Raw genomic sequence first — 20,496 nt, 5'->3', positions numbered from 1 at the left:
GCGTCAGGCATCCCGCCATCCACATGGCATAGCGACCAGGAGACCCCCATGACGCCAACCCAGCGCTTCGTGCAGGCGCGCGACTTCCTCCAGCGGCATCGGCTCGACTACGACACCGCCTACCGCGATTTCGAACACCCCGAGCTCGATCGCTTCAACTGGGCGCTCGACTTCTTCGACTACCAGGCCCGGGACAACCACGCTCCCGCCCTGTGGGTGGTCGAGGAAGACGGCAGCGAACGCAAGATCTCCTTCGCCGACATGGCGGCGCGCTCGAGCCAGGTGGCCGAATACCTGCGCAATCTCGGCGTGCGGCGCGGCGAGCGGGTGCTCCTGATGCTGCCGAACCGGGTCGAGCTGTGGGAAATCATGCTGGCCGGGATCAAGCTGGGCGCGGTGCTGGTGCCGACCACGATGGCGCTGGCGGGCGACGACCTGGCCGACCGCCTGGGGCGTGGACAGGTGAAGCACGTGATCGCCCAGGCCAGCGAAGCCCATAAATTCGCGGCGCTGGCCGGCAGCTATACCCGGATCGCCGTCGGCGGCGCGCCCGCCGGCTGGCACGACTATGCGGACAGCGACAATGTGGCCAGCGTGTTCGTCCCCGAAGGCGAAACCCGCGCCACCGATCCGCTGCTGCTGTACTTCACCTCAGGCACGACCGCGAAACCGAAGCTGGTGCTGCATACCCACCAGAGCTATCCGGTCGGGCACCTGTCGACCATGTACTGGATCGGCCTGCAGCCGGGCGACATCCACTGGAATATCAGCGCGCCAGGCTGGGCCAAGCATGCCTGGAGCTGCTTCTTCGCGCCGTGGAACGCGGGCGCCACCGTATTCGTGTTCAACTTCGAACGCTTCAGCAGCCGCGCCGTGCTCGACACGCTCGTGCGCTGCAGCGTGACCTCGCTGTGCGCGCCGCCGACCGCCTGGCGCATGCTGATCAAGGAAGACCTGGCCGCCTGGAAGCCGGTGATCCGCGAACTGGTCGGCGCCGGAGAACCGCTCAACCCCGAAGTAATCGAGCAGGTCGAGCGCGCCTGGGGCATCCGCATCCGCGACGGCTTCGGCCAGACCGAATCGAGCTGCCAGATCGGGAACCCGCCGGGCCAGCCTGTCAAGCCGGGCTCGATGGGCCGTCCGCTGCCGGGCTACCGCATCGCGTTGCTCGACCTCGACGACCGGCCGGCGTCGGAGGGCGAAATCTCGGTGGAACTTGCGTCGAATCCGATCGGTCTCATGGTCGGCTATGAAGGCAACGAGGACAAGACGGTGGAAGCGATGCGGGCCGGCCACTACCACACGGGCGACACGGCGAGCGTGGACGACGACGGTTATTACTTCTATGTCGGCCGCAACGACGACGTGTTCAAGTCGTCCGATTACCGTATCAGCCCGTTCGAGCTCGAGAGCGTGCTGATCGAACACGAGAGCGTGCTGGAGGCGGCCATCGTGCCCAGTCCCGACCCGCTGCGCCTGGCCGTGCCGAAGGCCTTCGTGACCCTGCGCGCCGGGGTGGAGCCGAGCCGTGAGATAGCCGCCGCGCTGTTCGCCTTTAGTCGCGAACGCTTGGCGCCCTACAAGCGGATCCGGCGCATCGCCTTCCGCGAGCTGCCCAAGACGATCTCGGGCAAGATCCGGCGCGTCGAGCTGCGCCGCGAGGAAGCGGGGCGCGAGGCCGGGGCCGCGGACTCCGTCGAGTACCGGGCAGAGGATTTTCCGGGCTAGCAGCCAGACCTGACAGGAGAACCACCATGCAACTGCACGCGCCGATCCAGCCCTGCCTGTGGTTCGATACCCAGGCCGAAGAAGCGGTCAAGCACTATATTTCGATCTTTCCCGACTCGCGCATCACGCACGTGTCGCACTACAGCGCCGCCGGCCAGGACGTGCACCGCATGACGCCGGGCAGCGTGATGGCGGTGCAGTTCGAGGTCGACGGCCAGCCCTGCATCGCGATGAATGGCGGGCCGCTGTTTCACTTCACCGAAGCCGTCTCGTTCATGGTGATGTGCGACAGCCAGGAGCAGATCGACTATTACTGGGAACGCCTGGGCGAGGGCGGGGATGAAGCGGCGCGCCAGTGCGGCTGGCTGAAGGACCGGTTCGGGCTGTCGTGGCAGGTGACGCCGACCGAGATCATGTCGCTGATGGCGAGCCCGCAAGCCGATGCCGTCATGACGGCGCTGCTGCCGATGAAGAAGATCGACGTCGCCGCCTTGCGCGTCGCGGCCGGACTTTCTTGACGAAGAGTGCGGACAAGGCGTGCCGATTGCCGCCATAATGGGTGCATTCCTTCAATCGTCCATTCGGCATCAGATGACCAGCAAAAAAAGCTCCAAAAAAGACGGCGCCAAGGATCCGGTGCATGAAGTGCGCCAGTCGCCCGTTCACGGCAATGGCGTCTTTGCGCGCCGCGCGATCGCTGCCGGCGAGCGTATCATCGAGTACAAGGGCCAGCGCATCAGCTGGGACAAGGCGACCCGGCGCGCCGAGAAAGCGGGCGGGCCGATCAACCATACGTTTTATTTCAGCCTGGCCGACGGCCGCGTAATCGACGGTGGCCGCGACGGCAACGACGCGCGCTGGATCAACCACGCCTGTACGCCCAACTGCGAAGCGTTCGAGGACGAAGGCAAGGTCTATATCCACGCGATGCAAGACATCGAAGCCGGCGAAGAGTTGAACTACAATTACGCGCTGATCTACGACGAGCGCCACACACCCGCGCTCAAAAAGCTGTTCGCCTGCCGCTGCGGCACCCCCGATTGCACCGGCACCATGCTGGCTCCAAAGCGCCGCGCAAAGAAGTAGGCGACAATACAGCCTGCCGCGCCCGTTGCGCAGATGCCTGGAGCCTTGATGAAACCCGTAGTCCGCAGCCTGCTGGAATCCGATCTTTACAAGTTCACGATGTGGCAGGCCCTCCTGCACAGCCATCCCGGCGCCATCGGCGACTACGAATTCCGCTGTCGTAACGAGCCGGCCTATCCGCTGGCCGAACTCAAGGACGACGTCGAGCGCGAGCTCGACTACCTGTGCGGCATGATGTTCACCGAGGGCGAGGTGGCCTACCTGCGTAGCCTGCGCTTCATCAAGAGCGATTTCGCCGACTTCCTCACCCTGTTTCGCTTCCAGCGCAAGTTCATCCGCGTCGACACCGACGGCCCGCACCTGACGATCCGCGCCAGCGGTCCGCTGGTGCACGTGATGGGCTTCGAGATCTTCGTGCTCTACATCGTCAACGAGCTGTACTTCCGCCGCTTCGACCAGGCAGAGGCGCTGGCCGAGGCGCGGCGCCGCCTGCAGCAGAAGATCGACGAGCTGCGCGCCTTCGGCAACGAGGCGCCGCGCGCCAATCCCTTCGAGTTCTTCGACTTCGGCGTGCGCCGCCGCTATTCCGGCGAATGGCACGACGAGGTGGTGGCGACCATGGCGCGCGAGCTGCCCCAGTACTTCAAGGGCACCTCGAACGTCTACCTGGCGTATAAACTCAGGCTCACGCCGATCGGCACCATGGCCCACGAATACCTGCAGGCCCACCAGTCCTTCGGCACCCGCCTGCGCGACTTCCAGAAAGCCGCGCTCGAGAACTGGGTGCAGGAATACCGTGGCGACCTGGGCACCGCCCTGACCGACGTGGTGGGCATGGACGCCTTCCTGGCCGACTTCGACCTGTATTTCGCCAAGCTGTTCGACGGCCTGCGCCAGGATTCGGGCGACCCGGTCGTGTGGGGAGAGAAGGCGCTGGCGCACTACGCCAAGCTGCGCATCGACGCGCGCACCAAGCGCCTGGTGTTTTCCGATTCGCTCACGGTGCCCAGGGCGCTCGAGCTGTACCGTCACTTCGCCGACCGCGTGATGACCGGCTTCGGCATCGGCACCAAGCTCACCAACGACACGCCCCATAAACCGCTGAACATCGTCATGAAGCTGGTGCGCTGCAACGGCCAGCCGGTGGCCAAGCTGTCCGACACCAAGGGCAAGTCGCAGAGCACGGACGAGACCTTCATCGCCTATCTGCGCCAGGTGTTCAACAAGTACGACGCAGGCGACTGAGCCCGGCCAGGCTGCAAGAATCTGTGAGACTGTGCGCCGCCCGACGCGCTATGCTGTGGGTTCCCGATTTTCCAACCCCTTGGAGACAGCCATGAAGCAGCTCGCACCGATCGCCCTCGCCATGATGTTCGCCATTCCCGTCGCCGCCGTGCATGCGCAGGAGACCGAGCACACCAAGGCCGGGGTGGCGGCCGCCGAAGAGTGGCTCAAGCTCGCCGATGCGGGCAATGGTGGCGAAAGCTGGCGCAGCGCCGGCACGGTCTTTCGCAGCGCAGTCACCGCCGAGCAGTGGAACGGCATGCTGGCGGGCGCCCGTGCGCCGCTGGGCGAACTGAAATCGCGCACCCTGGCCAACGCGCGCTATACCCGCACACTGCCCGGCGCACCGGAAGCCGACTATGTGGTGATCCAGTACGGCGCCGTGTACGCCAACCGTTCGGGCGTGACCGAAACCGTGGTCACGTCGCGCGAAGCCGAGGGCGGCTGGAAGGTCATCACTTACCTGATTCAATAAGCTTCCACAACTCGGTCGGCAGCGCGGCCGGCGCGTCCGGCTTGAAGAAGCTCGAATCCTGGATGTGCGAGGTCGTCACGTAGACCGTGCCGTCCGGCCCCTGGGTGAAGGTGTCCGGCCAGCGCAGGCGTTCGTCCTGCACCACTACCCGCGCCTCGGCCTGGGGGCCCCCGTCGAGGTCACGCATCTTGATCGCGTCGTCCTGCACCGAGGTCAGGTACATGCGGTTGCTGCCGCGGTCGAACAGCAGGCCGTCGTTGACGCCGTTGTGGCCGTACTCCTCGACTGCGTCGCCAACGTCCTCGCCTTTCAAGCCGCGTTCGATCAGCACTTGCGTGGAGATGCGGTACAGCGTATCGCCCTTGATCGCCTGCCAGTACAGCCAGGCGCCGTCGCCCGACAGTTCGATGCCGTCGGCCGAGAACTCGACGCCGCGCCCGTCCGGGCGGCGCAGCACCTTGCCGTCGGCTTTCACGTTCAGCCCCTTCTTCATCTGGGTCGACGGATGACCGTCGAGCAGGCGCACCGTCTTGTCATTCTCGAGGTCGACCACCAGGATGGCGCCGACCACGCCCGAGTCGGTGATGTAGGCGTATTTGCCGTCGTCGGAAAGACGGACGTCGTTGAGGTACGAGCCTTGCGGCGCCGCGTCCTCGTCGAATGCGATCGTGCGCACGACCTTGTCGCCCGCCAGGTCGACCTGCACCAGCTTGGCGCCGCCGGATACCAGGTGGGCCTGGGCCGGCGCCGCCGGGTCGAGCACCCACAGGCTGCCCCGGCCATCGGCCACCACGCTCTGCACGCAGACCCAGTGGTCGTTTGGCGTGACCTCGTCCTTGCGCGCATTGCGCCAGGCATTCCATTCCTGGTCGGGGTAGGGGCGCAGTGTGCCGTCGTCCTGCAGCTCGGCCACCGAGACCGCGTTATCCTCGGTCCAGCGCGGGAAATTGACGAAAATGCGGTTGTCCTCGGACACCGAGACGCCGGTGACCTGGTGTTCGAAACGGGCGACGAGTTCGATCTTGTATGCGGTCATTCCTATCCTTTCGTGATGCGCTCATGCCGCCGCGCGGGCGGCCGGGCGCGATGGTTTGCGGGTCGCGGCCTTCGTCGGCGCAGGCTTCTTGCGTGAAGCCCGGGGCCGCGGATGATTTTGTAACTGAGCCTGCTCGTGGCGCAGGCGCTGCTGCAGCATGGCCAGCACCGCCGCTTCCTCGGGCTGCAGGGCGTGCAGGTCTTCCTGCAGCGTCTCCTCGGTGCGCTCGCGCAGCACCTCGAGCGCGGCGCCGTCGAGATAGGCGTCCAGCACCGCCGGGTGCACATAGCACTTGCGGCAGATCGACGGCGTATTGCCGAGCTTTTCGGCCACCGACTCGATCGCGCGCACGATGTTCTTCTTGGCCTGGGCCTCGGAATCGAATTTCTCGAACTCCTGCAAGGCCAGCGCGGCCAGCACGGTGCCCGACCAGGTGCGGAAATCCTTGGCCGTGTATTCTTCGCCGGTGATGGCGCGCAGGTAGTCGTTGACGTCGCTCGAATCGATGGCGTGGGTCTCGCCACCCTCGCCCACGTACTGGAACAGTTCCTGGCCCGGCAGGTCGCGCGAGCGCGCGACGATGCGCGCCAGGCGCCGGTCGTGCACCTTGACCTTGTGATAGACACCGCTCTTGCCGCGGAAACTGAATTCGACGTCGCTGCCGTCGACTTTGGCGTGGCGGTTGCGCAGCGTCGTCAGCCCGAAGGATTTATTGGTGCGCGCATATTCCTCGTTACCGACCCGCATCATGGTGGCTTCGAGCAGGTAGACGATGGTGGCCAGCACTTTTTCGCGCGGCAGGCCGGGCAGTTTCAGGGCGCGGTCGACTTCGGCGCGGATGGCCGGCAGGGCCTGGCCGAACTTGAGCATGCGTTCGTACTTGACCTCATCGCGCGCCGTGCGCCATTTAGGGTGATAGCGGTATTGCTTGCGGCCGCGGGCGTCGCGTCCGGTGGCTTGCAGGTGGCCGTTGGCCTGGGGGCAGATCCAGACTTCGGTCCAGGCGGGTGGCACGACCAGGCTCTTGATGCGTGCCAGCGCCGTTTCGTCCGTTACCGGTTCGCCGCGGGCGTCGAGATAGCGAAAGCCATCCTTGACGGCTTCGCGCCGGATGCCGGGCCGGTCGTCATGGACGTAGCGCAGGCCGGCTGCGCGCGCGGCGGCGGGTGGATCGCTGGGGACGGCGTCGGCGTCCGGTTTTTTACTGGGCATGGCAGGTTCGCTGGAAGGTGATCTTCCAGCCGATCCTACCCCTGCATTCCTACGCTCACTGTACGCGAAGTAACGTAGGCGCAGCCCGGCGCCGGCTGCGTGCTCAGCGGTAGCGTGCCTCGACCAGGTCGATCTCGCGCAGCAGCTTGCGCGCGATCTCGTCCGACAGCTGGTTGTGGCGCGCCATGCGCAGCAACACCGCGCGTTCCTGCTCGAGTGCGGCCAGGCGATAGTGGCGCTCGGCATTCTCGGCGGCGCGCGCGCGCACCGGTTCGATGCCGGCGCCAGTGCCTCCGTCAAGACGGTACTGGTAAAGGCTGCGCACCTGGTCGGCCGCGCTGGCATGCATCTCGGCCGCGCCTTCGGCATCGCAGCCCGAGATCGGCGGCGGCGGCGGGGCGGTCGCGATCGCTTCCAGCGCGGCCAGCGCGGCGGCATGGCGCGCCTGGTCTTCCTCGCTTTCGTGGGCCGCCTCGGCTGGCAGTTCCAGCCCGCGCAGCACGCGCGGCAGGCCGACGCTGGCCAGCACCAGCGACACCACGATCACGGCGCTGGCCAGGAAGATCACCAGGTCGCGGCCCGGGAACGGCGTCCCGTTCGGCATCGCCAGCGGCAAGGTCAGCACGCCGGCCAGGGTAATCGCGCCGCGTACGCCGGCCAGCGAGGTGGCCAGGATCAGGCGTGGATTCGGACGGTAGACGGCTTGCTGCTGGCGCCGCGCGGCCAGCAGGGTCAGGCGCAGCGAGATCCAGACCCAGATGAAGCGCAGCAGGATCAGGCCGACGCTGATGGCCAGCGCATTGCCTAGCAGCCACCAGACGTCGTGGGCCGCCGGCAGCTCCGGCGCGACCAGCGCCGCTTTCACGATATTCGGCAACTGCTCGCCCAGCAGCACGAACATCACGCCGTTCAGCGCGAACTGCACGGTATCCCAGACCACGGCGCGGCGCACCCGGGTGGTAGCCAGCGCGCGGCCGCTCAGCTCGACGTAGCTCATGGTGACGCCGGCCGCCACCGCCGCCAGGATGCCCGAGGCCTGCAGGTGCTCGGCCGCCAGGTAGGCGCCGAAGGGCAGCAGCAGGTTGATCAGGATCGGCGAGCCGCTTTCTTCGCCGATGCGCGCCGCCAGGACGCGCTGGGCGGCGCTGACGGCCACCGTGAGGCCGACGCCGATCGCGATCCCGGCCAGGGCCACCCACAGGAAGGTGAGGGTGGCGTCGCCCAGCGAAAAGGTGCCGGTGAGCGCGGCCGCCACCGCGAAGCGGAAGCACACCAGGCCACTGGCGTCGTTGAGCAGCGACTCGCCCTCGAGGATGTGCATCAGGCGGGGCGGAATCGGTACGCGCGCCGCGATCGACGACACCGCGACCGGATCGGTGGGCGCCAGGATCGCGGCCAGCGCGAACGACACGGCCAGCGGCAGCGACGGGATCAGCCAGTGGATCAGGAAACCGGCCCCGATCACGGTGAACAGCACCAGGCCGAGCGCCAGTTCGAGGATGGTCGAGCGGTCGCGGAACAGGCCGACCTTGGGGATGCGCCAGCCGTCCAGGAACAGCAACGGCGGCAAGAACACGAGGAAGAAGATGTGCGGCTCGAGCCGCACGCCGTGGCTGGTGGTGCCGGAGATGGCGGCGCCGAGCGCGATCTGGACCAGCGGCAGGGGGACGGCGAACGGCAGTATCCGCACCAGGTAGCCGCTCGCCACCACCGCCAGCAGCATTGCCAGTACGATTCCTACCTCATCCATCGACGTCCCTCCCGTTCAAAAAAACATGATAAGGGATACCGGACGATCGCGTTGTACGGTCTTTACATGCGCCGGGCCTGGCGCGCCCGATGAGCGCGCTCGGCGTCGCTCAGCTCTGCCCCCTGAGGGTGTAGACCGGCTTCTCGACTTCCCCTTTTTCCACCATTGCGAGCTCGCGCTGCAGTTTCGTGCGCTCCTTGTCGTCCTTGGCCGACGAGACCAGGCTGCGCAGGATGGCGACATGCGCCGTCTGCAGCGCTTGCGCGGCCGGTACGGCGATGTCGGGTTTCACGCCGACGTGCTCCCAGTTGGTCTTGGTGACGGGGTTGGTCGCTCGCGCGGTCGGGACAGCGACCACGATGCCGTGTCCGGCGCTCAACCAGGTGACGGGATTGGAGCCGCCGCCGGTGGTTTCGCCAACCAGCGTCCCGCGCTTCTGCGTCTGGAAATCGTAAGCGCAATGCTCGCCGCCGGAGAACGTGCGGGCGGAGGTCAGCACGTAGACCGGCTTGTCGTAACGCAGTGGGACGGTCGGCACGGTCCAGAACTGCGTCGTCGTATTGGTGGGGCGATTGTAGATGTCGAGCAGGTGACGCTGGTCGCCGAGCGGGAAGAAATGGCTCATCAGGTAAGCAACGCTGGCCGGACTGCCGCCGCCGTTGCGGCGCAGGTCGAGGATCAGCGCATCCGTTCCTTCCATGAGCCCCATTGCAGCCGTGTATGCCGGGCCGGAGAATTCGGTGGGGCCGAAACCGCGCAAATCGATGTAGCCGACGTTGCCGGGGAGGCGTTCGACCTTCTCTATGCCATAGCCCCGGCGCGTGGTCCAGTCGCGCACCTCTTCCATCTCGGCGCGGGTAGGGGCCTGTTTGCTGCTGCCTGGCTCGATAAATGCGTCGTTGACGTGGCTGCCGAAATGCTTGTCGCCGCTCAGTTCACGCAAGTCCGTCGCGAGCACCGTGCTGAACGCCTTCGCGCTGGCGGCCGACGCATAGCCGCCAGCGGCATGTTTCGCCGCGATCGCACGGCCGACGCGTTCGGCCACGGCCGGATCGATGTAGTTCGCATTCAGTTTCGTCGTCAGCGTCTGCACGATCGCGGCGCGATCGGACGCCTTCAATACGGTGTCCTCGCCGGCAAAAGCGGAAAGCGACAACAGGGCTCCCGATACGACGCCTGCAACAAACTTCTTTTTGACTGACATATTTGCCTCCAGGTTGTATTACTCAGTGGTTGAAAGTCGTGTGGAATCGTGTACGGGGAGGGCACCTTGCCGGCGTCACTGAATCGGATTGGGCAGGGATAGCGCGCCGTCGCGCAGGCGCAGGTTGGCGTCGCGGATACGCGCACCGAAAGAACGCTTTTCGAGTGCGGCGGTTGCCTGTTCGAGGCAGGCGGACAAGGGAAACGCCAGTTCCGCATCCAGGCTGTCGGCCGCGGATTTGGTCGCCTGCCAGCAGGCCCGGAGTTGCGGCACAAGCGCTTTGCCAGCGGCGCTGAGACGCACCACGCGCTGCCTGCCGTCTTCGCCGCCCGCGGCCACCGTCAGCAGGCCCTTTTTGACCATCAAGGCGACCGTCTGGGTGGCGGCGGGCTGCGTGATCTTGCCAAGGGTCGCCAACTCTCCGATCGTGGCGCTCGGCCGCTCGGCCAGCACCCGCATCACCGGCGTGTAGCGCGGCCGGTAATCCAGCCCCGCGTCCACGTAGGCCTGCTCGACCGCGCCGTCGAGCAGTTCAATGAGATGTCGTAATTGTGTGCCCAGTCCAGGTTTCATGGAAGCATCGTATCACGCTTTATATAAGTGCTTATATAAATATGATGGATTTGATGAGCTTTCCCCACACCGTGGATTCATGCCGATACGCGCAGATGCTCCAGCAGATCTTCCAGCGGCATCGGCCGGTGGAATAGATAACCCTGCATGCTGGCATTGCCGTGGCGCGCGAGATATCCGGCCTGGGCCTCGGTCTCGACGCCCTCGGCAACCACGCGCAGGCCCAGGTGGCCGGCCATCGACAGGATCGACTGCACGATCGCGGTGCCGTCCTTGTCGTGCGGGGTGTCGCGGATAAAACTCTTGTCGATCTTGAGTTCGTACAGCGGCATGCGGGTCAGGTAGGCCAGGCTTGAATAACCGGTGCCGAAATCGTCGACCGAGATCCGGATGCCGAGCGCGGCCAGCTCGTGCATGCGCTCGATGGTGCGGTCGCGGCGATCGACCAGCAATCCTTCGGTGATCTCGAACACCAGCTGTCCGGGCGGCACCCCGGTGTCCTGCAGGATGCTTTCCACCCGCGCCACGAAGTCGGGCTGGCGGAACTGCATCGGGCTGACGTTGACCGACAGCGGCAGCGGATGGCCGGCGCGCGCCAGCGCATGCCAGGCCAGGCAGGCTTCGCGCAGCGCCCACTCGCCCAGCGGCACGATCAGGCCGCTCGACTCGGCGACCGGGATGAACTGGTCGGGCGGCACGCTGCTGCCGTCCTTGCGGCGCCAGCGCATCAGGAGCTCGGCCCCGCTCGGGCGCCGCGCGCCGTCGACCTGCAACTGCAGGTGCAGCGACAGCTCACCGTGGTCCAGCGCCAGACCCAGGTCGCGCTCGAGGGTGAGGCGGCGCTCGGCGTCGCGCAGCATGCCGGCCTCGAACAGGGCGACGCCGTTGCGGCCGCGCGCCTTGGCGTGGTACATGGCGGTATCGGCCTCGCGCAGCAGGTCGTGCAGCGGGGCCGGCGCGCCCACCGCCGCGGTCAGCGCGACGCCAATGCTGGTGGTGGCGTAGTAGCGCTGGCCTTCGATGATCATCTTTTCGCACAGCGCGCCGCGGATCTCTTCGGCCAGATCCAACGCGCGCGCGGTGGCGGCGCCGGCGTCCGGGCCCAGGTCGTCCAGCAGCACCACGAACTCGTCGCCGCCCAGGCGCGCCACGCAGGCCTGCTCTCCGGCCACCGCGGCCAGGCGTTCGGCCGCCTGGCGCAGCAGTTCGTCGCCGACGGCATGGCCGCGCGCATCGTTGACGTTCTTGAAGTTGTCGAGGTCGACGTACAGTACGGCGCCCACGGTGCTGCCGCTGCGTGCGCGCCCGGCCAGTTCGGCCAGGCGCTCCATCAGCAGGCGCCGGTTCGGCAGGCCGGTGAGCACGTCGTAGAAGGCCAGGCGGTTGACGGCGTCGACGGCGGTGCGCGCCTCCTGCACCGAGCTTGCCAGCCCCTTGAACAGGGTGCCGGCGGCAAAGGTGACGAGGGCGCCGACGCAGCTGAAGTTGATCGCCACGACCAGCGATGACAACAGTGGATCGATCTCCAGCCCCGGCACGTACAGCTTCGCGTAGCCGTTCATGCCGAACGAGACGATGCAGAGCGCGCCGAAGGCCAGCGTGAGGATGCCGGGCCGGTTGCCGAGCAGGATCACTGCCATGATGGGCGGCGCCATCAGGTAGTTCAGGCTCACCGGCCCCACCGCCAGCATCAGTCCGATGGCGACCATGAACAGCACGGCGAGGAAGTTCAGCACGCGGAAGGTGTGAGGCAGGCGATCGAGGCGCCAGATGGCAAAGATCCAGGCCAGCGCCACCGCATCCATCAGCGCGATCTGCCACAGGCCCTGGAGCAGCGCCACGGCGATGCTCGGCAGGGCGGCGCTGATGCCCAGCACCAGCACGATCGGCAGTAAAGTCGAGAAAACACGCACGCGCCATTGCGCGATATCGTTAGTGGGAACCATCAGGCAGCATCCATGTCAGCATGCCCACAGAATTTCTCCGGAGTGCATAAATTTGCTCGTTGGCAAATTCTATGCACGCAGGATGTGCGCTGTCACGCGATATTTACCGCCTTGTTGTTCCGGAACGACCGAAGGTGAAATGGCAACAGGCCCGCCTCGACACGATGCTGACCGACTGATGGTTAACGGGCGGCGGCCATGGCCAGCAGCTCGCCCAGTTGCAGCGTATTGACCGGCTTGACCAGGTAATGGTCGAAGCCGGCCTGGCTGGCCGCGTCGCGGTCTTGCTGGCGCCCGTAGCCGGTGGCGGCGACCAGGGTCGCGCCGCTGGTCTGCGGCAGGCGACGCAGGCGGCGCGCCAGTTCATTGCCATCCATGTCGGGCAGGCCGATGTCGAGGATGCAGACCTGGGGCGAGAACACCTTGGCGATCTCGATCGCATCGACGCCGCAATAGGCGATCTCGACGTCGTAGCCGGTGGCGCGCAGGAACAGGTTGAGCGTGTGCGCGGCGTCGAGGTTGTCGTCCACCACCAGGATGCGCAGCCCGTTCGGCGCCGCCACATCGAGGGTGGGGCTGCCTGTGGGAAGCTGGACCGGCAAGTGCGCGGGCACGGGCATGCTCTCCTGCCGGTGGTGCGGCAGGCGCACGGTGAAGGTGCTGCCGTGGCCCAGGCCGGGGCTGCGCGCGCCGACGCTGCCGCCATGCAGTTCGACCAGGCTCTTGGCCAGCGCCAGTCCCAGTCCCAGGCCGCCCTGCGAGCGGTCCGGGGTGCGCTCGGCCTGGGTGAACAGGTCGAACACGCGCTCGACCAGGCGCGCTTCCATGCCGATGCCGTCGTCGCTCACGCTCAGTTCCCAGTCGCCGCCAACTTCCAGCAGCTGGAGCTGGATGTGGCCGCCCTCCGGCGTGTACTTGGTGGCGTTGCCGAGCAGGTTGGCTACGACCTGCACCAGGCGCTTGTGGTCGCCTTTGACGTGGGCCGGGCCGGCCGGCAGGTCGAGCACCACCTTGTGGCGCCGCGCGCCGATCAGTGGGCGGATCTGCTCGGCGGCGTCGTCGATCACGTTGCGCAGGTCCAGCACCTGGGTCGACAGCGACACCAGGCCGCGCGTCACGCGCGACACGTCCAGCAGGTCGTCGACCAGGCTGGTCATGTGCTCGACCTGGCGCGCGATGATGGCGCAGGTCTGGGTGATCTGGGCGTTATCCGAGTGCAGCAGCTTGAGCAGGTGGGCGCCGGTGCTGATCGGCGCCAGCGGATTTCTCAGCTCGTGCGCCAGCATTGCCAGGAATTCGTCCTTGCGCTGGTCGGCGGCGCGCAGTTCGCGCTCGGCCTGGCCGCGCGCGGCTTCCTTCTTCTGCAGGGTCTCGGCCATCTCGTCCAGCGCCGCCGCCAGCCGCCCGATCTCCTCGTTGCCGTATTCGATCCTTGTGCGCGCATCGAGCTCGCCGGCGGCGATGCGGCGCGCGACCGTGGTCAGGCCGCGCACCCGCTGCACGATCAGTTTTTCGCCCGCCAGCCAGGCCGCCAGCAGCGCCAGCAGGGTGGTGGCGCCGAGGCCAAGCAGGGACATGAACTGGGCGTCGCGCGCGACCTGGGTGATCAGGTCGGTCGGCACGCCGATGGTGATGGTGTAGTCGGTGAGGGTCGGCGAGCCGACGCGGGCGAAGGCATGCAGGCGCTCGATCCCGTCCTCGCTGCGCACCACCAGCGCGCGTTCGTGCGGTCCGCGCATGGCGTCCAGCAGCGGGCCGGTGACGCGCTTGCCGAACCAGCGCTCGGGGTCGGGGCGGCGCGAGATCAGGTTGCCCGAGGCGTCGGCCGTCTCCAGGATCGAACCGGGCGGCATGCTGATGTCGTTGACGAAGGTGTCCAGGCCGGCCAGGTCCATGGCCGCGAACACAACCGCCACCACGTCGCCCGAGCGGTCGATGACGGGATAGGTGAGATTGATCGTGTGCTTGCGGATCACGCGCCCGAACACATAGTCGCTGGCGATGAAGCGGCGCTCGGCGATGGCGCGCTTGAAGTGGCTGCGGTCGCCCAGGTTCACCGGGTGCAGCATCGGCACCGCGCTGCAGGTGACGTCGCCGTTCAGCTGGATCAGGCCGAAGTTGACGTAGCCCTCGTTGCGGTCGAGGACATTGGCCAGCAGGGCATTGCAGCCGGCGGTGTCGCCCATCAGGTCGGGCACGCTGACCAGGTCGACCAGGATCTGGCGCGCGCGGTCGATCGATTGCGCCTCGTTGGCCGCCGCCAGGGCGGTGAGGCGCTTGAGGTTTTCTTCCGAGGCGCGGATCGCGGCCTCGCGCTCGCGCAGGCCGCCCAATACGGTGACGATGGCGATCGGTGTGATCGCCAGCAGCACCAGCAGCATCAGGCGGCTGCGCAGGCTATTCAGGCGAAAGCGTCCCAGCAAACCGCTCATCGAAGCTCCGGCGCCTGCGCCAACCGCGTGCCGAATGCAATGATGCGGCGCACGCCTTCCATTAGGGTGTCTTCATCGTCCGAGATGTAGCCGATGCGGATGAAGCCGGGCTCGCCGAGCGCGTCGCCCGGCATCAGCGCCACCCGTTCCTCGTCCAGCAGGCGCTCGGCGAAGCCGACCGTGTCCATGGTGAGCCCGCGCACGTCGCCCCACAGATAGGGGCCGGAAGCCGGCGCATGCATGGTAATCCAGGGCACGTCGGCGAAGCGGCCCACCACCAGGTCGCGCCGCGCGCGATAGTCGCGCAGCAGTGCGTGCGGGGTGCCGGTGGCGAAGGCGGCCACCGCCGCCACCTGCGACAGGTGCGGCGCCGCGGCCGTGATCGGCCCCTGCAGGGTCTGCATCGCATTCACCAGGGCGGCGGGGGCGAGCGCGAAACCGACCCGCCAGCCCATCATGGCATAGCTCTGCGAGGCCGAGAACAGGGTGACCACGCCCACCGTGCGCCAGTCGCACAGCGCCGCCAGCGTGACGTGCTCGCCGTCATAGATCAAGTGTTCGTAGCTCTCGTCGACGATCACGTGCACGCCGCCGGCCGTCGCCCAGTCGCGCACCAGTTCCAGTTCGCGCCGGGTGAATACCTTGCCGGTCGGGTTGTGCGGATTGTTCAGCACCAGCACCTTGACGCGGCCGAGGGCCGCGAGGCAGGCTTCGGTAAGCGTTTCCGGCAGGTCGGCCAGCACCACCTCGAGTCCCAGCAGTTCGGCGGTGGCGAGATAGGCCGGCCAGTGCGGACGGAACACGGCGATGCGGTCGCCCGGATCGGTCATCGCGTACAAGGCCTGATAATACGCCTGCTTGCAACCGTTGGTCACGATGATCTCATCGGCCTGCGCCTCGATCCGGTTCTCGGCCGCCAGCTTGGCGCGCAGCGCCTCGCGCACCTTCAGCGCGCCGCCCACCTCGGTATACGGCAGCGTGCGCTCGCGCTCGATGGCGCCGGAGACCGCGTCCAGCACGGTGGCCGGGGCCGGGAAGTGCGAAATCGCGATCGAAAAATCGATGACGCGTTCCCCCGCATTGCGCAGCGCTTCGGCGCGGCCATGCATGGCGGTGGTGGCAAGTGGGCGGGAGTGCGCGATTCGGTCTGAGATCTTCATCTGTCGGTGGCGTTTATCCAAGTTGGGTGGCCGGCTGCGCATCATCCGGGCTCTCGGTACGTTCTTTCTCGATTGTACTAAAAACTGGCGATTTCCATAGGAGGATTCTTACGGATGCAGCAAGTAATTGACATCTCAAGCATTGGGGCGGGTAAACTACCTTCCATACCAGCACCGGGAGGGAAAATGAACATCGTTTGCGTGGGCGGCGGCCCTGCCGGTCTCTACTTCGGCCTGCTCATGAAACTGCGCCATCCGACGCATGCAGTGACCGTCATCGAGCGCAACCGGCCAGGGGACACCTTCGGCTGGGGCGTGGTGTTCTCGGACCAGACGCTGGGCCATCTGGCCCGGGCCGACGAACCGAGCGCGCGCGCCATCCTGCAATCGTTCAATCACTGGGACGCCATCGATGTCCACTTCAAGGGCGCCACCGTGACCTCGTACGGCCATGGCTTTTGCGGCATCGGGCGCAAGCGCCTGCTCGACATCCTGCAAGAGCGCTGCCGCGCGCTGGGCGTGGACCTGGTGTTCGAGACCCGGGTCGAGGACGTGCCCGAGCTCGCGCGCCGCTACCGCGCCGACCTGGTGGTGGCCGCCGACGGCGTGAACAGCGCACTGCGCCAGCAGTACCGCGAGGCGTTCCAGCCCGAGGTCGAGGAGCGCCTGTGCCGCTTCGTATGGCTGGGCACGAAGAAGCGCTTCGATGCCTTCACCTTCGCCTTCGAGGAAACCGAACATGGCTGGTTCCAGGCCCACGCCTACCAGTACGACGGCGAGACCTCGACCTTCATCATCGAGACGCCAGACGCCACCTGGCGTGCGAGCGGCCTGGCCGAGATGAGCCAGCCAGAGACGCTGGCCTTTTGCGAGCGCCTGTTCGCGCGCCACCTGGACGGCCAGCCGCTGATGGCGAATGCCGCCCACCTGCGCGGATCCGGCATGTGGATCCGCTTCCCGCGCCTGGCCTGCCGCCAGTGGGTGCATCCGGTCGAGGTCGAAGGGCGGCGCGTGCCACTGGTGCTGATGGGAGACGCCGCCCATACGGCGCACTTCTCGATCGGCTCCGGCACCAGGCTGGCGCTGGAAGACGCGATCGGGCTGGCCGACGAACTCGGGAAAGGCAGCGACGTGTTTGCCGCCCTGGCGCGCTACCAGGAGGCGCGCCTGGTCGAGGTATTGAAGCTGCAAAGCGCCGCCCGCAACTCGATGGAGTGGTTCGAGAACGTGGCGCGCTACACGGCCATGGAGGCCGAACAGTTCGCCTATTCGCTGCTCACGCGCAGCCAGCGGCTGTCGCATGAAAACCTGCGCCTGCGCGACGCCGCCTATGTCGACGGTTTCGAGCGCCGTTTCGCGGATGCGGCGGCGCGCCAGGCCGGGCTGGCGCCGCCCTCGGGGCCCGTGCCGCCCATGTTCACGCCCTACAAGGTGCGTGGCGTGCTGCTCAAGAACCGGGTGGTGGTCTCGCCGATGGCGCAATACTCCGCCGTGGACGGTGTGGTCGGCGACTTCCACCTGGCCCACCTCGGCGCCCGCGCGCTGGGCGGGGCGGCGCTGGTAATGGCCGAGATGACCTGCGTCTCGGCCGACGCCCGCATCACGCCCGGCTGCCCGGGCCTGTACACGCAGGAGCAGATGCTGGCCTGGAAACGCATCGTCGACTTCGTGCATACGGCGAGCGACGCCAGGATCGGCATCCAGCTCGGTCATGCGGGCGCCAAGGGTTCGACCCGGCCGATGTGGGACGGCATCGACCTGCCTCTGGAGAGCGGCAACTGGCCGCTGCTATCGGCCTCCCGCCAGCAGTACATCGACGGCGTCTCGCAAATCGCCGTCGAGGCGACGCAGGGCGACCTGGAGCGCATCAAGGACGACTTCGTGCGCGCCGCCCGGGCTGCCTTTGACGCCGGCTTCGACTGGCTCGAACTGCATTGCGCCCATGGCTACTTGCTGTCGAGTTTTATTTCTCCCCTGACCAACCGGCGCCAGGATGCCTACGGCGGTAGTCTCGAAAACCGCTGCCGCTATCCGCTCGCGGTGTTCGCGGCGGTGCGCGCGGCGTGGCCGGCCGAGCTGCCGATCAGTGTGCGCATCTCGAGCCACGACTGGGTCGAGGGCGGCATCACGCCGCAGGAGGCGGTGCAGATCGCGCGCCTGTTCCGCGCGGCGGGCGCCGACATGATCGACTGTTCCTCGGGCCAGGTCAGCAAGCAGGAGCGGCCCGTGTTCGGCCGCATGTTCCAGACCCCGTTCTCGGACCGGATCCGCAACGAGGCCGGGATCCCCACCATCGCCGTCGGGGGCATTTATGAGGCCGACCACGTCAACGGCATCATCGCCGCCGGCCGCGCCGACCTGTGCGCGGTGGCGCGACCGCACCTGGCCAACCCGGCCTGGACGCTGATGGAAGCGGCGCGCATCGGCTACACTGGCGCTGCCTGGCCGCGCCAGTACGGGCCCGGCAAACAGCAGCTGGAGCGCAACCTGGAGCGCGAACGCCAGTTGCAGGCGGCATCCAACGGACTGTCGCCGCAGCAGGTGGCCGCGCGCCTGCTCGAAGGCTGACCAGTCAATCATCAGGAGTTACACATGCATTATCTATCGGGGCAGTCGCACCGACTGCCGGGCGGGCATAACAGCCTTGCCGGCTACGTGGCGCAGCACTTCGGCTTCGCGCTCGATGCCGGTGTCGCTACCCTCACCCTGAACCGGCCCGAGCGCAAGAATCCGCTGACCTTCGAATCCTATGCCGAGCTGCGCGACCTGTTCCGCGCGCTGGCGTATGCCGACGACGTGAAGGCGGTCGTGATCATTGGCGCCGGCGAGAACTTCTGTTCCGGCGGTGACGTGCACGAGATTATTGGCCCACTGACGAAGCTGGACATGCCCGGCCTCTTGGCCTTCACCCGCATGACGGGCGACCTGGTCAAGGCGATGCGCGCCTGCCCGCAACCGCTCGTGGCGGCGGTCGACGGCGTGTGCGCCGGCGCCGGGGCCATCCTGGCGCTGGCCTCCGACATCCGCTACGGCACCGCGCGCAGCCGCACCGCCTTCCTGTTCACCCGGGTCGGTCTGGCCGGCTGCGACATGGGCGCCTGCGCGCTGCTGCCGCGCGTGATCGGCCAGGGCCGCGCGGCCGAGCTGCTGTACACGGGCCGCTCGATGGATGGCGCACAGGGCGAGCGCTGGGGCTTTTTCAACCGCCTGTGCGCGCCCGAGGAACTGCTGGGCGAGGCCACCGCTTTCGCCGCCACGCTGGCTAATGGCCCGACCTTCGCCCATGGCATGACCAAGAAGATGCTGCAGCAAGAGTGGAATATGGGCGTGGACGAGGCGATCGAAGCCGAGGCCCAGGCCCAGGCGATCTGCATGGCGACCAATGATTTTCATCGGGCCTACCACGCCTTCGTGGCCAAGGAACGGCCGCGCTTCGAGGGGGATTGATGGACTACCTGAACTGGCCTTTTTTTGAAGAGCGGCATGGCGCGCTGGTCCGCGAACTCGATGCTTGGGCGGCGGATAACCTGACTGATGCGCATGGCGGCGACGTCGATGCGATCTGCCGCGCGCTGGTCGCGCGCCTGGGCCGCGACGGCTGGCTGCGGCACGCCGTCGGCAGTGGAAATGGGGCCATCGACACCCGCGCCATCTGCCTGATCCGCGAAACCCTGGCGCGCCACGCCGGACTGGCCGACTTCGCCTTCGCGATGCAGGGCCTGGGCAGCGGGGCGATTTCGCTGTTCGGCACGCAGGACCAGAAGCGGCGCTGGCTGCCGCCGGTCGCCAATGGGGAAGCGATCGCCGCCTTCGCCCTGTCGGAGCCGGAGGCCGGCTCCGACGTCGCCGCCATGCGCTGCGCTGCGCGGCGCGATGGCGACGACTGGGTGCTCGATGGCGAGAAGACCTGGATCTCGAACGGCGGGATCGCCGATTTCTACGTCGTCTTCGCCCGCAGCGGCGACGGCGGCGGCGAGGAGGGAAGGGGCTCGAAAGGCATCTCGGCCTTCATCGTCGACGCCACGACGCCCGGCCTGGAGATCGCCGAGCGCATCGATGTGATCGCGCCGCATCCCCTGGCGCGCCTGCGGTTTGCCGGATGCCGGGTGCCGGCCGGCTGCCTGGTGGGCGCGGAAGGCCAGGGCTTCAAGGTGGCGATGGCGACGCTGGACGTGTTCCGCACCTCGGTGGCCGCTGCCGCGCTGGGCTTCGCGCGGCGCGCCATGGAAGCAGCATTGGCGCGGGCCCAGGCGCGGCCCATGTTCGGCAAGCTACTTTCCGACTTCCAGCTCACCCAGGCGAAGCTGGCCCAGATGGCGCTGGAGATCGACGCCGCGGCGCTGCTGACCTACCGCGCCGCCTGGCTGCGCGACAGCGGAAAACGGGTGACGAAGGAAGCGGCGATGGCCAAGCTGGCGGCCACCGAATCGGCGCAGCGCGTCATCGACGCCGCGGTGCAGCTGTTCGGCGGCCAGGGCGTGCAGAGCGGGCAGGTGGTCGAAAGCCTGTACCGCGAAATCCGCGCGCTGCGCATCTACGAGGGAGCCAGCGAGGTGCAGCTCCTGATCATCGCGCGCGAGCTGCTCGCGCCGAAGGCTTAATCCGACTTC

At 67.2% G+C, this 20,496-nt stretch carries 16 protein-coding genes; 8 read left to right on the top strand and 8 right to left on the bottom strand.

Annotated features, from left to right (window positions below):
* The first annotated feature begins 48 nt into the window (after window positions 1–48).
* The 5 genes from AC3A6F_RS18435 (at window position 49) to AC3A6F_RS18415 (ending at window position 4,573) form a co-directional block, all read left to right on the top strand.
* Window positions 49–1,728 (top strand): AMP-binding protein, encoded by a 1,680-nt coding sequence (locus AC3A6F_RS18435; protein ID WP_487683248.1) that lies wholly within the window; start codon window positions 49–51, stop codon window positions 1,726–1,728.
* 26 nt (window positions 1,729–1,754) lie between these two features.
* Window positions 1,755–2,246: a VOC family protein gene (locus AC3A6F_RS18430; protein ID WP_487683247.1), complete on the top strand. Its 492-nt coding sequence runs from the start codon at window positions 1,755–1,757 to the stop codon at window positions 2,244–2,246.
* A 73-nt stretch (window positions 2,247–2,319) separates the two neighbouring features.
* Complete coding sequence (locus tag AC3A6F_RS18425; RefSeq protein ID WP_487683410.1) at window positions 2,320–2,814, top strand: SET domain-containing protein; 495 nt, start codon at window positions 2,320–2,322, stop codon at window positions 2,812–2,814.
* 48 nt (window positions 2,815–2,862) lie between these two features.
* The gene (gene pncB, locus AC3A6F_RS18420) at window positions 2,863–4,059 is read left to right on the top strand and encodes a nicotinate phosphoribosyltransferase (protein ID WP_487683245.1); all 1,197 of its coding nucleotides are present in this window, start codon (window positions 2,863–2,865) and stop codon (window positions 4,057–4,059) included.
* A gap of 91 nt (window positions 4,060–4,150) precedes the next feature.
* Complete coding sequence (locus AC3A6F_RS18415) at window positions 4,151–4,573, top strand: DUF4019 domain-containing protein (RefSeq protein ID WP_487683243.1); 423 nt, start codon at window positions 4,151–4,153, stop codon at window positions 4,571–4,573.
* Here AC3A6F_RS18415 and AC3A6F_RS18410 read toward each other — a convergent pair.
* The 8 genes from AC3A6F_RS18410 to AC3A6F_RS18375 form a co-directional block, all read right to left on the bottom strand.
* The gene (locus AC3A6F_RS18410; protein ID WP_487683241.1) at window positions 4,554–5,609 is read right to left on the bottom strand and encodes an L-dopachrome tautomerase-related protein; all 1,056 of its coding nucleotides are present in this window, start codon (window positions 5,607–5,609) and stop codon (window positions 4,554–4,556) included. The genes AC3A6F_RS18415 and AC3A6F_RS18410 overlap by 20 nt on opposite strands.
* Window positions 5,610–5,630: 21 nt before the next feature.
* On the bottom strand, window positions 5,631–6,821 hold the full coding sequence (locus AC3A6F_RS18405) for a DNA topoisomerase IB (protein WP_487683239.1): 1,191 nt from the start codon (window positions 6,819–6,821) through the stop codon (window positions 5,631–5,633).
* A gap of 103 nt (window positions 6,822–6,924) precedes the next feature.
* On the bottom strand, window positions 6,925–8,571 hold the full coding sequence (locus tag AC3A6F_RS18400) for a Na+/H+ antiporter (protein ID WP_487683237.1): 1,647 nt from the start codon (window positions 8,569–8,571) through the stop codon (window positions 6,925–6,927).
* Window positions 8,572–8,680: 109 nt separating this feature from the next.
* A complete protein-coding gene (locus AC3A6F_RS18395; RefSeq protein WP_487683235.1) occupies window positions 8,681–9,775 on the bottom strand; it encodes a S41 family peptidase in 1,095 nt (364 codons plus the stop codon).
* A gap of 75 nt (window positions 9,776–9,850) precedes the next feature.
* Entirely contained in the window at window positions 9,851–10,348 is a 498-nt protein-coding gene (locus AC3A6F_RS18390) for a MarR family winged helix-turn-helix transcriptional regulator (protein ID WP_487683233.1), read from the bottom strand.
* Window positions 10,349–10,425: 77 nt separating this feature from the next.
* Entirely contained in the window at window positions 10,426–12,294 is a 1,869-nt protein-coding gene (locus AC3A6F_RS18385) for a putative bifunctional diguanylate cyclase/phosphodiesterase (protein WP_487683231.1), read from the bottom strand.
* A gap of 182 nt (window positions 12,295–12,476) precedes the next feature.
* Window positions 12,477–14,726: a hybrid sensor histidine kinase/response regulator gene (locus tag AC3A6F_RS18380; protein WP_487683229.1), complete on the bottom strand. Its 2,250-nt coding sequence runs from the start codon at window positions 14,724–14,726 to the stop codon at window positions 12,477–12,479.
* Window positions 14,723–15,886, bottom strand: a complete 1,164-nt coding sequence (locus AC3A6F_RS18375) for a pyridoxal phosphate-dependent aminotransferase (protein ID WP_487683227.1) — start codon at window positions 15,884–15,886, stop codon at window positions 14,723–14,725. The genes AC3A6F_RS18380 and AC3A6F_RS18375 overlap by 4 nt, the downstream gene beginning before the upstream one ends.
* A 186-nt stretch (window positions 15,887–16,072) precedes the next feature.
* On the opposite strand from AC3A6F_RS18375, the gene AC3A6F_RS18370 reads away from it, so the two are divergent.
* Genes AC3A6F_RS18370 through AC3A6F_RS18360 form a run of 3 tightly spaced genes read left to right on the top strand, consistent with a single transcriptional unit; the run spans window position 16,073 to window position 20,487 of the window.
* Window positions 16,073–18,454, top strand: a complete 2,382-nt coding sequence (locus AC3A6F_RS18370; RefSeq protein WP_487683225.1) for a bifunctional salicylyl-CoA 5-hydroxylase/oxidoreductase — start codon at window positions 16,073–16,075, stop codon at window positions 18,452–18,454.
* 24 nt (window positions 18,455–18,478) lie between these two features.
* Window positions 18,479–19,333, top strand: a complete 855-nt coding sequence (locus AC3A6F_RS18365) for an enoyl-CoA hydratase family protein (RefSeq protein ID WP_487683223.1) — start codon at window positions 18,479–18,481, stop codon at window positions 19,331–19,333.
* Window positions 19,333–20,487, top strand: coding sequence for an acyl-CoA dehydrogenase family protein (locus AC3A6F_RS18360; RefSeq protein WP_487683221.1), 1,155 nt, complete (start codon window positions 19,333–19,335; stop codon window positions 20,485–20,487). The genes AC3A6F_RS18365 and AC3A6F_RS18360 overlap by 1 nt, the downstream gene beginning before the upstream one ends.
* Window positions 20,488–20,496 lie beyond the last annotated feature (9 nt).

Source organism: Massilia sp. Soil_C_3 (assembly GCF_057657035.1).
The sequence above is the reverse complement of the archived record's forward strand: the minus strand, read 5'-3'. Positions and strand labels throughout refer to the sequence as shown.